Source organism: Pseudomonas sp. NyZ201, from assembly GCF_049860765.1.
GTDB classification, from domain to species: Bacteria; Pseudomonadota; Gammaproteobacteria; order Pseudomonadales; family Pseudomonadaceae; genus Aquipseudomonas; species Aquipseudomonas bharatica.
On the sequence record NZ_CP187557.1, the window covers coordinates 4,382,135 to 4,395,531 of the forward strand.

At 61.3% G+C, this 13,397-nt stretch carries 12 protein-coding genes; 10 read left to right on the plus strand and 2 right to left on the minus strand.

Features of this window, described 5'->3' with window-relative positions; translation table 11 throughout:
- Nucleotides 1–200: 200 nt before the first annotated feature.
- On the minus strand, nucleotides 201–554 hold the full coding sequence (uraH, locus tag ACPFMA_RS19405) for a hydroxyisourate hydrolase (RefSeq protein ID WP_009396156.1): 354 nt from the start codon (nucleotides 552–554) through the stop codon (nucleotides 201–203).
- 389 nt (nucleotides 555–943) lie between these two features.
- On the opposite strand from uraH, the gene puuE reads away from it, so the two are divergent.
- The 8 genes from puuE (at nucleotide 944) to ACPFMA_RS19445 (ending at nucleotide 10,103) form a co-directional block, all read left to right on the plus strand.
- Nucleotides 944–1,873 carry an allantoinase PuuE gene (puuE, locus tag ACPFMA_RS19410; RefSeq protein ID WP_009396154.1) on the plus strand — a complete coding sequence of 310 codons (930 nt, stop codon included), beginning with the start codon at nucleotides 944–946 and terminating at the stop codon, nucleotides 1,871–1,873.
- Entirely contained in the window at nucleotides 1,870–2,385 is a 516-nt protein-coding gene (gene uraD / locus ACPFMA_RS19415) for a 2-oxo-4-hydroxy-4-carboxy-5-ureidoimidazoline decarboxylase (protein ID WP_425928496.1), read from the plus strand. Before puuE ends, uraD begins: the two co-directional genes overlap by 4 nt.
- A 54-nt stretch (nucleotides 2,386–2,439) precedes the next feature.
- On the plus strand, nucleotides 2,440–2,943 hold the full coding sequence (locus ACPFMA_RS19420) for an ureidoglycolate lyase (protein WP_009396150.1): 504 nt from the start codon (nucleotides 2,440–2,442) through the stop codon (nucleotides 2,941–2,943).
- A gap of 48 nt (nucleotides 2,944–2,991) precedes the next feature.
- Nucleotides 2,992–4,353, plus strand: a complete 1,362-nt coding sequence (locus ACPFMA_RS19425) for a urate hydroxylase PuuD (protein WP_425928497.1) — start codon at nucleotides 2,992–2,994, stop codon at nucleotides 4,351–4,353.
- Nucleotides 4,354–4,481: 128 nt separating this feature from the next.
- A complete protein-coding gene (locus ACPFMA_RS19430) occupies nucleotides 4,482–5,837 on the plus strand; it encodes a nucleobase:cation symporter-2 family protein (RefSeq protein WP_009396146.1) in 1,356 nt (451 codons plus the stop codon).
- Nucleotides 5,838–5,975: 138 nt separating this feature from the next.
- Nucleotides 5,976–6,764, plus strand: coding sequence for an outer membrane protein OmpK (locus ACPFMA_RS19435; RefSeq protein ID WP_064302570.1), 789 nt, complete (start codon nucleotides 5,976–5,978; stop codon nucleotides 6,762–6,764).
- A 351-nt stretch (nucleotides 6,765–7,115) separates the two neighbouring features.
- Nucleotides 7,116–7,898 carry an outer membrane protein OmpK gene (locus tag ACPFMA_RS19440; protein ID WP_425928499.1) on the plus strand — a complete coding sequence of 261 codons (783 nt, stop codon included), beginning with the start codon at nucleotides 7,116–7,118 and terminating at the stop codon, nucleotides 7,896–7,898.
- Nucleotides 7,899–8,144: 246 nt separating this feature from the next.
- Entirely contained in the window at nucleotides 8,145–10,103 is a 1,959-nt protein-coding gene (locus tag ACPFMA_RS19445; RefSeq protein ID WP_420058706.1) for an LTA synthase family protein, read from the plus strand.
- 139 nt (nucleotides 10,104–10,242) lie between these two features.
- On the opposite strand, the gene ACPFMA_RS19450 is transcribed toward ACPFMA_RS19445, so the two are convergent.
- On the minus strand, nucleotides 10,243–11,154 hold the full coding sequence (locus ACPFMA_RS19450) for a DUF808 domain-containing protein (protein WP_425928500.1): 912 nt from the start codon (nucleotides 11,152–11,154) through the stop codon (nucleotides 10,243–10,245).
- A 179-nt stretch (nucleotides 11,155–11,333) separates the two neighbouring features.
- Here ACPFMA_RS19450 and ACPFMA_RS19455 point away from each other — a divergent pair, with 179 nt between their 5' ends.
- Complete coding sequence (locus ACPFMA_RS19455; RefSeq protein ID WP_064302566.1) at nucleotides 11,334–11,942, plus strand: TetR/AcrR family transcriptional regulator; 609 nt, start codon at nucleotides 11,334–11,336, stop codon at nucleotides 11,940–11,942.
- 86 nt (nucleotides 11,943–12,028) lie between these two features.
- Nucleotides 12,029–13,369 carry a Fic family protein gene (locus ACPFMA_RS19460; protein ID WP_420058704.1) on the plus strand — a complete coding sequence of 447 codons (1,341 nt, stop codon included), beginning with the start codon at nucleotides 12,029–12,031 and terminating at the stop codon, nucleotides 13,367–13,369.
- Nucleotides 13,370–13,397: the final 28 nt, after the last annotated feature.

A 13,397-nucleotide genomic window follows, 5' to 3' on the forward strand; every position in this document is an offset into this window, starting at 1 on the left:
AGCCTCACCTTCGGGTGGGGCTTTTTTGTGGGTGCTCTCCCGGGCCTCATCGCTGGCCAGCTCCCACAGGGCAATACAGACCCTGTGGGAGCTGGCTTGCCAGCGATGAGGCCCGGAAGAACACCACAAAAACAGCAGACGAAAAAAAGCCCGCCAGTGTGAGCGGGCCAAGGACCTACGAAGATTCTTCTAGCGACCAACTAGCTTCCACGATAGGTCGAGTAACTGTAGGGCGAGATCAGCAGCGGCACGTGGTAGTGATCCTGCTTGTCGTTGATGCCGAACCGCAGCACCACCACATCGAGGAACGCCGGCTCGGGCAGTTGCACGCCACGGGCGCGGTAGTAGTCGCCAGCGCTGAACTGCAGTTGGTAGACGCCACTGCGGTAGTCATCGCCCTGCAGCAGCGGCGCGTCGACACGGCCGTCGCTGTTGGTCAGCGCGGTGGTCACCAGCTCCAGTTGCTGGCCTTCGACGCGGTACAGCTCGACCTTGATCGAGCTGCCAGGGCAGCCATGTGCGGCATCCAGTACATGCGTGGTCAAACGTCCCATTGCTTGATCGCCTCGTGTTCACTCTATGGGCAAAAAATACCCGCCTGCACCAGAGGGAAACACAGTGGCAGGCGGCGGTGGAAGCATTAAGACATTTTATCGAAAAATTGTACACAATTTTTCTGGCAATTTTACGATTCAGCGCTACACACCCCCGGCAACCCTCCATTATTCGCCAGGCCACGCCCGATAAAGATGCCAGCGTCATTAGCTGACCAATCAGGCAGGTTTCTTGCTAGGCATATAGAGCAGGGTGCGACGAAGAAATGGGAAAAAACAGGCTTACAAATCGTAAATAAAGTTGTATACAATCACTCCATCGTCGTGGCCCGCCGCAAACCTGCGCATGCCACCACCCTCCGTTTTCACGTACAAGAAGGAAGACTGCAGTGAGCGCTGATTATCCTCGCGACCTGATCGGTTATGGCAATACCCCTCCTCATCCGCACTGGCCGGGGAATGCGCGCGTCGCGTTGTCTTTCGTGCTCAATTACGAAGAAGGTGGCGAGCGCAACGTCCTCCACGGCGACAAGGAATCCGAAGCCTTCCTCTCCGAGATGGTCGCCGCCCAGCCGCTGCAGGGCGTGCGCAACATGAGCATGGAGTCGCTCTACGAATACGGTAGCCGCGCCGGCGTGTGGCGCCTGCTCAAGCTGTTCAAGGACAGCGGCGTACCACTGACCATCTTCGCCGTGGCCATGGCCGCCCAGCGCCATCCGGACGTGATCCGCGCCATGGTCGAGGCCGGCCACGAGATCTGCAGCCACGGCTACCGCTGGATCGACTACCAATACATGGACGAGGCCCAGGAGCGCGAGCACATGCTCGAAGCCATCCGCATCCTCACCGAACTGACCGGCGAGCGTCCGCTGGGCTGGTACACCGGCCGCACCGGCCCGAACACCCGGCGCCTGGTGATGGAAGAAGGCGGTTTCCTCTACGACAGCGATACCTACGACGACGACCTGCCCTACTGGGAGCCGAACAACCCGACCGGCAAGCCGCACCTGGTAATCCCCTACACCCTGGACACCAACGACATGCGCTTCACCCAGGTCCAGGGTTTCAACTGCGGCGAGCAGTTCTTCCAGTACCTGAAGGACGCCTTCGACGTGCTCTACGAAGAAGGCGCAACCGCGCCGAAGATGCTCTCCATCGGCCTGCACTGCCGCCTGGTCGGCCGTCCGGCACGCCTGGCCTCGCTCAAGCGCTTCATCGACTACGCCAAGAGCCACGACCAGGTCTGGTTTGCCCGTCGCGTGGACATCGCCCGCCACTGGCACGCCACCCACCCTTTCAACGCCGAGATTTCGCAATGACCGCTTTCAAGACCCTGACTCCCTCGACCCTGGACCGCGCCGCGTTCGTCAAGGCGTTCGCCGACATCTACGAGCATTCGCCCTGGGTGGCCGAGAAGGCCTACGACCTCGGCCAACTCCAGGAGTTGGACCAGATCGAGAACCTGCACCAGCGCATGAGCGACATCCTTCTCAGCGCCGATCACGCCGCCCAGCTGGCGCTGATCAACGCTCACCCGGACCTCGCCGGCAAGGCCGCGATCCAGGGCGAGCTGACCGAGTCGAGCACCAACGAGCAGGCCGGCGCCGGCATCCACCAGTGCACCGCCGAAGAGTTCGCCCGCTTCACCGAGCTCAACGACGCCTACAAGGCCAAATTCAAGTTCCCCTTCATCATGGCGGTGAAAGGCAGCAACCGGCACCAGATCCTCGCCTCCTTCGAGACCCGCATCCATAACAATGCCGATACCGAATTCAAGGAAGCCCTGGCGCAGATCAACCTGATCGCCCTGTTCCGCCTGCTGCAACTGTAAGACCCGCGCCGCGGCGCCTGACGACATACAACACAGAATTCAGAGAATAAAAGCATGCGTACTCTAGTGATCGAGCCCCTGACCAAAGAAGCCTTCGCCCCCTTCGGTGACGTGATCGAAACCGACGGCAGCGACCACTTCATGATCAACAACGGCTCGACCATGCGCTTCCACAAGCTGGCCACGGTGGAAACCGCCCAGCCGGAAGACAAGGCGATCATCAGCATCTTCCGCGCCGACGCGCTGGACATGCCGCTGACCGTACGCATGCTGGAACGCCATCCGCTGGGCAGCCAGGCCTTCATTCCGCTGCTCGGCAACCCCTTTCTGATCGTGGTCGCGCCACTTGGCGATGCACCTGTATCAGGTCACGTCCGTGCCTTCGTCAGCAATGGCAGGCAAGGCGTCAATTACCATCGCGGCGTCTGGCACCACCCGGTGCTGACGATCGAAAAGCGGGATGACTTCCTGGTGGTTGATCGCAGTGGTTCCGGCAACAACTGCGACGAGCATTTCTTTACCGAGGATGAGCAACTGATCCTCAATCCCCACCAATAAGAGAAGGCCGAACACCGTATTTCGGTGGCCGGCAAGAGGTACGAGACTGTGGAAGCACATCTGTTGGAATGGCTGAACCTGAGCGTGCGCTGGGTTCACATGATCACTGGCGTGGCCTGGATCGGCGCGTCGTTCTACTTCGTCTGGCTGGAAAACAACCTGAACCGCGCCAACCCGCGGGACGGGCTGTCGGGTGACCTTTGGGCGATCCACGGTGGCGGTATCTACCACCTGGAGAAGTACAAGCTGGCACCGCCGAAAATGCCGGAGAACCTGCATTGGTTCAAATGGGAAGCCTACTTCACCTGGATGTCCGGCATCGCCCTGCTGTGCCTGGTGTTCTACTGGCAGCCGACCCTTTACCTGCTAGCTCCGGGCAGCACCCTGACCGGCTTCGAAGGCGTGGCCATCGGTGTCGGCTCGCTGATCGCCGCCTGGTTCATCTACGACTTCCTCTGCGACTCGCCACTGGGCAAGCAACCCGCCCTGCTCGGCCTGGTCCTGTTCGTGCTGATCATCGCGGCCTGCTACGGCTTCAGCCAGGTGTTCAGCGGTCGTGGTGCGTACCTGCACACCGGCGCCATCATCGGCACCATCATGGTCGGTAACGTGTTCCGCATCATCATGCCGGCCCAGCGCCAGCTGGTGGCGGCGATCGAAGCCAACCAGACCCCGGATCCGGTGCTGCCGGCCAAGGGCCTGCTGCGCTCGCGGCACAACAACTACTTCACCCTGCCGGTGCTGTTCATCATGATCAGCAACCACTTCCCGAGCACCTACGGCAGCAAGTACAACTGGGCGATCCTGGCCGGTATCGCGGTCGCGGCGGTGCTGATCCGTCACTACTTCAACACCCGCCACGACAGCAACAAGTACGCCTGGGCCCTGCCTGCCGGCGCACTGGCGATGATCTGCCTGGCCTATGTCACCGGTCCTGCCCGGGTACCGAGCACGGCGCCGGAGCAAGCTGCGGCGAAGATCGAATACCAGCCGCTGCCGGAAACCGCACTGGGTGGCAAGACCGCCGCCGAGCGTGCCGAGGAAGAAAAGGCCGCCGCCTGGCAAGCCGCACAGGCCAAGCCCGCCGAACCGGCCGCGCCAGCCGCCCCGGCCGAAGCCCCTGCGCAAGCCACCGCCGCTGCCGGCGGTGCCGGTTTCGACAAGATCCATAACGTCATCCAGCAACGCTGCACCGTGTGCCACTCGGCCAAGCCGACCAGCCCGCTGTTCAGCGCCGCACCTGCCGGCGTGATGCTCGACACCCCGCAACAGATCCAGGCCATGGCCCCGCGCATCCAGGCCCAGGCCGTCGCCAGCCAGATCATGCCGCTGGGCAACATCACCCAGATGACTGCCGAAGAACGCAAGCTGGTCGGTGACTGGATCGCCAACGGCGCCAAGGTCAACTGATCCACCCCGCAACACGCGTAACACCGCTGCAAGCTTCACGCGGCGCCCCGGACGGGAACCACGGGCCGAAAGGCCTGCCGCCCGGGCGCTGCGGCTCAAAAAAATAACAACAAAACTCGAGGTGCTGCATGTCCGAGTCTCGCCAGGCGTACATCCCCGATGCGCCGCCACGACAGCCGCTGCCCCTGCTGCAACTCATCCTCGTGGGTCTGCAGCACGTATTGCTGATGTACGGAGGCGCCATCGCGGTGCCGCTGATCATCGGACAGGCTGCCGGACTCTCCCGAGAAGAAGTCGCTTTCCTGATCAATGCCGATCTGCTGGTCGCCGGTGTCGCCACCATCGTCCAGTCGTTCGGCATTGGTGCTGTCGGCATCCGCATGCCGGTGATGATGGGTGCCAGCTTCGCCGCCGTGGGCAGCATGGTGGCCATGGCCGGGATGCCCGGCGTCGGTTTGCAGGGGATCTTCGGGGCGACCATCGCCGCCGGGTTCTTCGGCATGCTGATCGCGCCCTTCATGTCCAAGGTGGTGCGTTTCTTCCCGCCGCTGGTCACCGGTACGGTGATCACTTCCATCGGCCTGTCGCTGTTCCCGGTGGCGGTGAACTGGGCGGGTGGCGGCGTCGAGGCGTCCACCTTCGGCTCGCCGATCTACCTGACCGTCGCCGGCCTGGTGCTGGCCACCATCCTGCTGGTCAACCGCTTCATGCGGGGCTTCTGGGTCAATGTGTCGGTGTTGATCGGCATGGGCCTGGGCTACATCCTTGCCGGCTCCATCGGCATGGTCGATCTCACCGGCCTGGACCAGGCGCCCTGGCTGCAAGTGGTCACCCCGCTGCACTTCGGCATGCCGACCTTCAGCCTGGCGCCGATCCTGTCCATGTGCCTGGTGGTGGTGATCATCTTCGTCGAGTCCACCGGCATGTTCCTCGCCCTGGGCAAGGTCACCGACCGCGAAGTGACCCCGGGCATGCTGCGTCGCGGCCTGATGTGCGACGCCGGTGCGTCGTTCGTCGCCGGGTTCTTCAACACCTTCACCCACTCCTCGTTCGCCCAGAACATCGGCCTGGTGCAGATGACCGGCGTGCGCTGCCGTTACGTAACGGTGGTGGCCGGTGGCTTGCTGATCCTTCTGAGTCTGCTGCCGAAAGCGGCCTTCCTGATCGCCTCGATTCCTCCGGCGGTTCTGGGCGGTGCCTCGATCGCCATGTTCGGCATGGTGGCCGCTACCGGGATCAAGATTCTCCAGGAAGCCGATATCAGCGACCGGCGCAACCAGTTGCTGGTGGCCGTGAGCGTCGGCATGGGCCTGATTCCGGTGGTCCGTCCGGAGTTCTTCGCGCAGATGCCGCAATGGATGGAGCCCATCACCCATAGCGGCATTGCCATGGCGACGGTCAGCGCGCTGGTGCTGAACCTGCTGTTCAACATCCTCGGCGGCGCCGAACGCGCCTCGCACAACCAGGCCGCCGCGCACCATTGAGGCTTTAGGGGTGGCGCATGGCCACCCCGCACTCCCCGAGCAACACGCAGTACCGCCGACCCGTGGGAGCGGGCCGGTCGGGGCGCTTCGCGCCGAAGAAAGCGCAACGAACAACAATAATTAGCCGGGAATCACAACATGAAACGCACCACCACTTCCCTTCTCCTGGGCAGCAGTTTGCTGGCGAGCCTTCCAGCGGTAGCGGGGGATCTTCTGCTGTGGCAATCCAACAGCCTCAGCTATTTGTACGGCAAGGACTTCAAGGTCAACCCTGCGATCCAGCAGACCATCACCTTCGAACACGCCAACAAGTGGAAGTACGGCGACACCTTCCTGTTCGTCGACAAGATCTTCTACAACGGCCAGGCCGACCGCGGCAAAGGCTACCGCACCTACTACGGCGAGTTCACCGAGCGCTTCTCCTTCGGCAAGATCTTCGACCGCAAGATCGAGCTGGGCCCGATCAAGGATGTGCTGCTGGCCCTGAGCTACGAGTCCGGCGAAGGCGACAACGAGGCCTACCTGATCGGCCCCGGCTTCGACCTGGCGATTCCCGGCTTCAACTATTTCACCCTGAATTTCTACAACCGCCACACCGAAGGCAGCCGTGCCGGCGATAACGTCTGGCAGATCACCCCGACGTTCTCCTACACAATCCCCGTGGGTTCGTCCGACATCCTGATCGACGGCTACATGGACTGGGTGGTGGACAACGACGAGACCAAGCGCCGCGGCACCTACCACGCCAACCTGCAGTTCAACCCGCAGGTCAAGTACGACCTGGGCAAGGCCCTGAAACTCGGGGCCAAGCAGCTCTACGTGGGTATCGAATACAGCTACTGGAAAGACAAATACGGCATCGAGAACAGCGACCGGCTCGATACCAACCAGAGCGTGACCAGTGCGTTGATCAAAGTGCACTTCTAAAAAAACCTGATCTGCGTCAGGTGCTTCTGGAGAGGGGCACTTGAGGGCCAGCGCGCAAGCCAGTAATCTGCGCGCCCCCTCGACCCGGGCGGAGGGATTCCGCCCGCGTTTGCTGACCGTCCAGTCAATGAAAACGGGCGGTTGGCCAGCGCAAGCGCCAACAGTCGTAACCGTTGTGAACTGTTCAGAAAGACGTCGAGCAGGATTGCTGCACCCTTCCGGGAAGGTGGGACCAGCGCTTGCCCTTTTTTCGTGGGCGATCGCAAAAAGCTGACCCGAAAGACAACACGCTCAACCCGACGACGCCGACTCAAGAGCGTTGCTAACAGAATCGATCAAGGGAGCTACCCGATGCGCTTTACCAACCGCCTGATCCTCGCCGGGGGCCTGCTGGCCGCCAGTTCCGCGATGGCCGACGACCTGCTGCAGTGGCAGAACAACAGCCTGACCTACCTGTACGGCAAGGATTTCGCCGTCAACCCGGAAATCCAGCAGACCTTCACCTTCGAGCACGCCGATGCCTGGAAGTACGGTGACAACTTCCTGTTCATCGACAAGATCTTCTACAACGGCCAGAAAGACCCGAACAACGGCCCGAACAGCTACTACGGCGAGTTCAGCCCGCGCCTGTCGTTCGGCAAGATCCTCGGCCAGGACCTGTCCTTCGGCCCGGTCAAGGACGTGTTGCTGGCCATGACCTACGAGTTCGGCGAAGGCGATACCGAGGCCTACCTGATCGGTCCGGGCTTCGACCTGGACGTGCCGGGCTTCGACTACTTCCAGCTGAACTTCTACAACCGCCACACCGAAGGCAGCCGTGCCGGCGACAACGTCTGGCAGATCACGCCGGTCTGGGCCTACACCCTTCCCGTGGGCAAGTCCGACATCCTGATCGACGGCTTCATGGACTGGGTGGTGGATAACGACGAGAACAGCCAGGGCACCTACCACGCCAACCTGCACTTCAACCCGCAGATCAAGTACGACCTGGGCAAGGCCCTGAGCTTCGGCGAGAAGCAACTGTACGTCGGTATCGAGTACGACTACTGGTCGGACAAGTACGGCATCAAGGACAGCAAGTTCTTCGATACCAACCAGAACACCGCCAGCCTGCTGGTGAAAGTGCACTTCTAAGAGCATATGCGGGTCCGGACACGGACCCTTTGGGAGCGGGCTCAACCGCTCCCATCCAGCCCCGCCGACACAACATCGGTCACTCCTTCCGAGCCAACGAAACACGGACGAAACTTTCATCTTTCGTCCACGTGACATTTACGTTTCTTTCTCTTTTCCCTTGTTAATTTCCCGCGCCAAGCTTGCCAGTACCTGCCAAACAAGGCCGTTGCAGGTAATGGACTATTCAAATAAAGGGAATTCACGATGCACACCCCCAAAACAGCGCCCATGCGCTATCTCTTGCTGCTGTCCGCCGTCTGGCTCGGCGTTTTCCTGCTGACCCGCGCGGCCCTGATGTTCAGCCACCTGGATGAAGCCGGACATGCGTTCTTTTCGGTCTTCACCGTGGGCCTGCTCAACGACCTGGTGTTCCTGGTCTATGCCGCCCTGCCCCTGAGCCTGTTCGTCCTGCTCTGCCCGCGCCGGCTGTGGCAGGCGCGGGTGACCCGCTGGCTGCTGGTGGGCATCCTCGCGATCAGCCTCTACATCATGCTGTTCACCGCGGTGGCCGAATGGCTGTTCTGGGACGAGTTCGGGGTGCGCTTCAACTTCATCGCCGTGGATTACCTGGTGTACTCGGATGAAGTGCTGAACAACATCCTCGAGTCCTACCCGATCGCCCTTCTGCTGAGCATCCTTGGCCTGCTGACCCTGGCCCTGGTCCTGGCCTTGATCAAGCCGCTACGCTGGGTCTTCGAGGCGCCCTACCCGAGCCTGCGCCAGCGCGCCTTGCAAACTGCCGGCATCGCCGTCGCGGCCCTGCTGTGCGTGCAGTTCGCCGACCAGGACAGCCTGCGCAGCCAGGGCGGCAATACCTACCAGCGCGAGCTGGCGAGCAACGGCCCGTACCAGTTCTTCGCCGCCTTCCGCAACAACGAGCTGGACTACCAGCAGTTCTACAGCACCCTGCCCGAAGCGGTCACCGCCCGGCAGATGCGCGACGAACTGAACGAGCCGGGCGTGACCTTCATCGGCAATGAGCCGCTGGACATCCGCCGTACCGTGAGCAACCCGGGCACAGCACGTACGCCGAACATCATCCTGGTCACCATCGAAAGCCTCAGCGCCAAGTACCTGGGCAGCAACGGCGACCCGCGCAACCTGAGCCCCAACCTCGACGCCCTACGCAAGCAAAGCCTGTACTTCAACAACTTCTATGCCACCGGCACCCGCACCGACCGCGGCCTGGAAGCCATCACCCTGTCGATCCCACCAACGCCCGGGCGCTCCATCGTCAAGCGCATCGGCCGTGAAGGCGGCTTCGCCAGCCTTGGCCAGCAACTGAGCGAGGTGGGTTACGACGCCGTATTCGTCTACGGCGGGCGCGGTTACTTCGACAACATGAACGCCTTCTTCAGCGGCAACGGCTACCGCATCGTCGACCAAAGCAGCGTCGACGAGCAGGACATCAGCTTCAAGAACGCCTGGGGCATGTCCGACGAAGACCTGTACAAGCAGGCGATCAAGCTGGCCGATGCCGACCACGCCAACCAGGTGCCGTTCCTGCTGCAACTGATGACCACCTCCAACCACCGGCCCTACACCTACCCTGACGGGCGCATCGACATTCCGTCAGGCAACGGCCGCGACGGCGCGGTGAAGTACACCGACTACGCCATCGGCAAGTTCCTCGCCGAGGCGCGGACCAAGCCCTGGTTCGACAACACGATCTTCGTCTTCGTCGCCGACCACACTGCCGGCAGCGCGGGCAAGGAAGACCTGCCGGTGCAGAACTACCAGATCCCGCTGTTCGTCTACGCGCCGAAGCTGATCGAGCCGCGCGAAGAAGGCAAGCTGGCCAGCCAGATCGACCTGGCGCCGACCCTGCTCGGCCTGCTGAACATGAGCTACACCTCGACCTTCTACGGACGCAACCTGCTGCTGGAAGACGCGTTGCCGCCGCGGGTGCTGATCGGCAACTACCAGCACCTGGGGCTGTTCGATGGCCAGGACCTGGCGATTCTCAGCCCACGCGGCGGCCTGCGCCTGCACCAGCAGGCACTGGGGGAAAGCCGGGAGATTCCGGGCGAGGTGGAGAATCCGCTGATTACCCGGGCGATCGCCTATTACGAAAGCGCCAGCTACGGGTTCAAGCAGCGGCTGCTGGAGTGGGTGCCGGAGAGCCATGAGGCGCCGCGGGAGCAGGCGGGGCTGGGGCAGTAACAATCAACAAGGATTGAGCCTCGACGCGGTCAATGTGGGAGCGGGTTCACCCGCGATTACTGTAGTGAATTCACCGTCGTAATCGCGGGTGAACCCGCTCCCACATTGACCGCGTCCGACCAGAAAGGACTCGACGGTCTTACGCTCCCCGCACTGCCTTCCACAACCTGCCGACCACGCTGACCAGCGCCAGCACCACGGCGCCGGCGACGATGCCGAGCACACCATTGACCAGGGCGCTGGTCAGCGCTCCGCCATTGCCCTGGCTGAACGCCTCGACCGCATAATGCAGCGGCGCGACGCCATGCACGAGGATCCCGCCGCCGACCAGGAACATCGCCGCCGTGCCCACCACCGACAGGGTCTTCATCAGGTACGGCGCGGCGCGCAGGATGCCGTGGCCGATGCGCTTGCCGATGCCCTTGCGGGTTTCGGTCATCCACAGGCCCAGGTCGTCCAGCTTGACGATCCCCGCCACCAGGCCATACACGCCGATGGTCATGACCAGGGCGATGCCCGAGAGCACGATGATCTGCTGGGTCAGCGGTGCATCGGCGACCGTGCCGAGGGTGATGGCGATGATTTCCGCAGAGAGAATGAAGTCGGTGCGGATCGCGCCCTTGATCTTGTCCTTCTCGAAGGCCACCAGGTCTATTGCCGGATTGGCGGCGGCTTCGCTCAGCGCGGCATGGTTCGCCTGCTTTTCCTCGGTGCCATGCAGAAACCTGTGCGCCAGCTTTTCGAAGCCCTCGAAACACAGGTATGCGCCGCCGAGCATCAGCAACGGCGTCACCGCCCAGGGGATGAACGCGCTGATCAGCAGCGCCGCCGGCACCAGGATCAGCTTGTTCAGCAACGACCCCTTGCACACCGCCCACACCACCGGGATCTCCCGCTCGGCGCGTACCCCGGTGACCTGCTGCGCGTTGAGCGCCAGGTCATCGCCCAGGACGCCGGCGGTTTTCTTGGCCGCCACCTTGGTCATTACGGAAACGTCATCGAGTACCGTGGCGATATCGTCGATCAATACCAGAAGGCTGCTTCCTGCCATGTGTCCTGTCTCGCGCAAAGGATAGTTACAAAAGGATAGCGGGTTGACCATGCAAATACCCATTGGTGCCATCGCGAGCAGCGCCGGGCCGCTGCCTTGAGCCCCTCGCGAGCCCGGTGCTACCATGCGCCACCGCCTGCCCGGCCTGCCCGGGACGAGACCAAGGAACAGCGCCAACCATGAGCAGCATTCGCGAGCGCAACAAAGAACTGATCCTGCGCGCGGCCAGTGAAGAATTCGCCGACAAGGGTTTCGCCGCCACCAAGACCAGCGATATCGCGGCCAAGGCCGGCCTGCCCAAGCCCAACGTCTACTACTACTTCAAGTCCAAGGAAAACCTCTACCGCGAGGTCCTTGAAAGCATCATCGAGCCCATCATGCAGGCCTCGACGCCGTTCAATGCCGAGGGCGACCCGGAAGAAGTATTGAGCGCCTATATCCGCTCCAAGGTGCGCATCTCCCGCGACCTGCCGTTCGCCTCCAAGGTATTCGCCAGCGAGATCATGCACGGCGCCCCGCACCTGAGCCCGCGCCAGGTCGAGCAATTGAACGCCCAGGCCCGGCACAATATCGCCTGCATCCAGCGCTGGATCGACAAGGGCCGGATCGCCCCGGTCGACCCGCACCACCTGATGTTCAGCATCTGGGCCGCGACCCAGACCTACGCCGATTTCGACTGGCAGATCTCGGTGGTGACCGGGAAGGCGAAGCTGGACGAGAGCGATTACGAGGCGGCCACGCAAACGATTATTCGCCTGGTGCTGAAAGGTTGTGCTCCGGATGCCTGAGGGCGGCTGGCTGATGTTAACCGTTTTTTGACCCCTCCCCCCTCCTGATGTAGGCTCAACTCAATTTTCGACAAATTGAGTTGAGCATGGCCAGCATCAAGGTTCCCAAGCCCTACAAGGAAATTCTCGAGCTGCACGGCAGGGAGATTTTGGAGCTCATTCCTCGATTTTCTGCCGTTGATGAGAAGGGACGTTATCTGCACTGGCACGATTTCCGTCACCGGGTGCCTGCCGGCATCAATGCGAATGCTGCATGGGGCGCCGTCAAGCTTTCAAGAAGCGTGATTCTGAAGTCCATTGGCCTATACGCCGAAGACGGGCAGCCGTTCAAATATTGTCTTCCTGACTATGCCCATACGGTCATTCACGATATAGAGCACATCAATGCCAAGCTAGGTCTTGGCGTATCGAACACCTCTACGAACAACGAGAGCAATCTGTTTCTGGTCGAGTCGCTGATGATGGAAGAAGCAATTTCCAGTGCTCAACTGGAGGGCGCGGCGACCATCAGAAGGGTGGCCAAGGAAATGCTCGAAAAAGAACGCGAACCGGTCAATGACGACGAGCGGATGATCTTCAACAACTTCATGCTGATGAAGCTGGCGAAACACAGCAAGGAACTGCCGCTGTCGATCGAATTGGTCCGGCGCTTTCACGCCGAGGCCACGAGAGACATTCAGGTAGACCACGCCTGCCCGGGTGAAATTAGAAGAACCAATGACATCTACGTCAAAGGCCGTGACGAAGAAATCGTTCACCAACCTCCGGACGCAGGGCTACTGCTGGAACGCCTGGAAAAACTCTGTGAATTTGCTAACGAAAGCCATGACGGCCACGATGGCAGGATATTCATCCACCCTGCGGTAAAGGCGATCATCCTGCACTTCATGATCGGCTATGAGCACCCCTTCAATGATGGCAACGGCAGGACGGCAAGGTGCCTGTTCTACTGGTACATGCTGAAAAGCGGCTATTGGGCGTTCGAGTACATCTCGATCAGTGCGCTGTTGAAGCAAGCGCCGATGCAATATGGCGAGTCGTATCTATTCACTGAGACCGATGATTTCGACCTGACGTACTTCATCTGCTATCAGCTCAGAATCATCGAACGGGCTATGGCCGGGTTCCTTTCTCATATCGAGAACAAAAGGAAAGAGTTCTATGACGTCATGGGCCTGATTGCAGAGTCTGGTTTCAACAAGGATCTGAATTTCAGGCAGATTCACCTGCTGAAAAAAGTGCTGCGCAACCCCGGTCGGCTGTTCGTCGCGAAGGAAGTGAAGAATGACTTCGATGTCTCGGAGGGGACTGCGCGGGCTGATCTTGAGAAGCTGGTGAAGCTGAAGCTGCTGGCCAAGGTCAGGGAGGGCAAGACCTGGTGCTATGTGGCTAGAGGGGACGCAGCGGACCAGATCAGAAAAAAGTGAGGGCCCCATCGCTGGCAAGCCAGCTCCC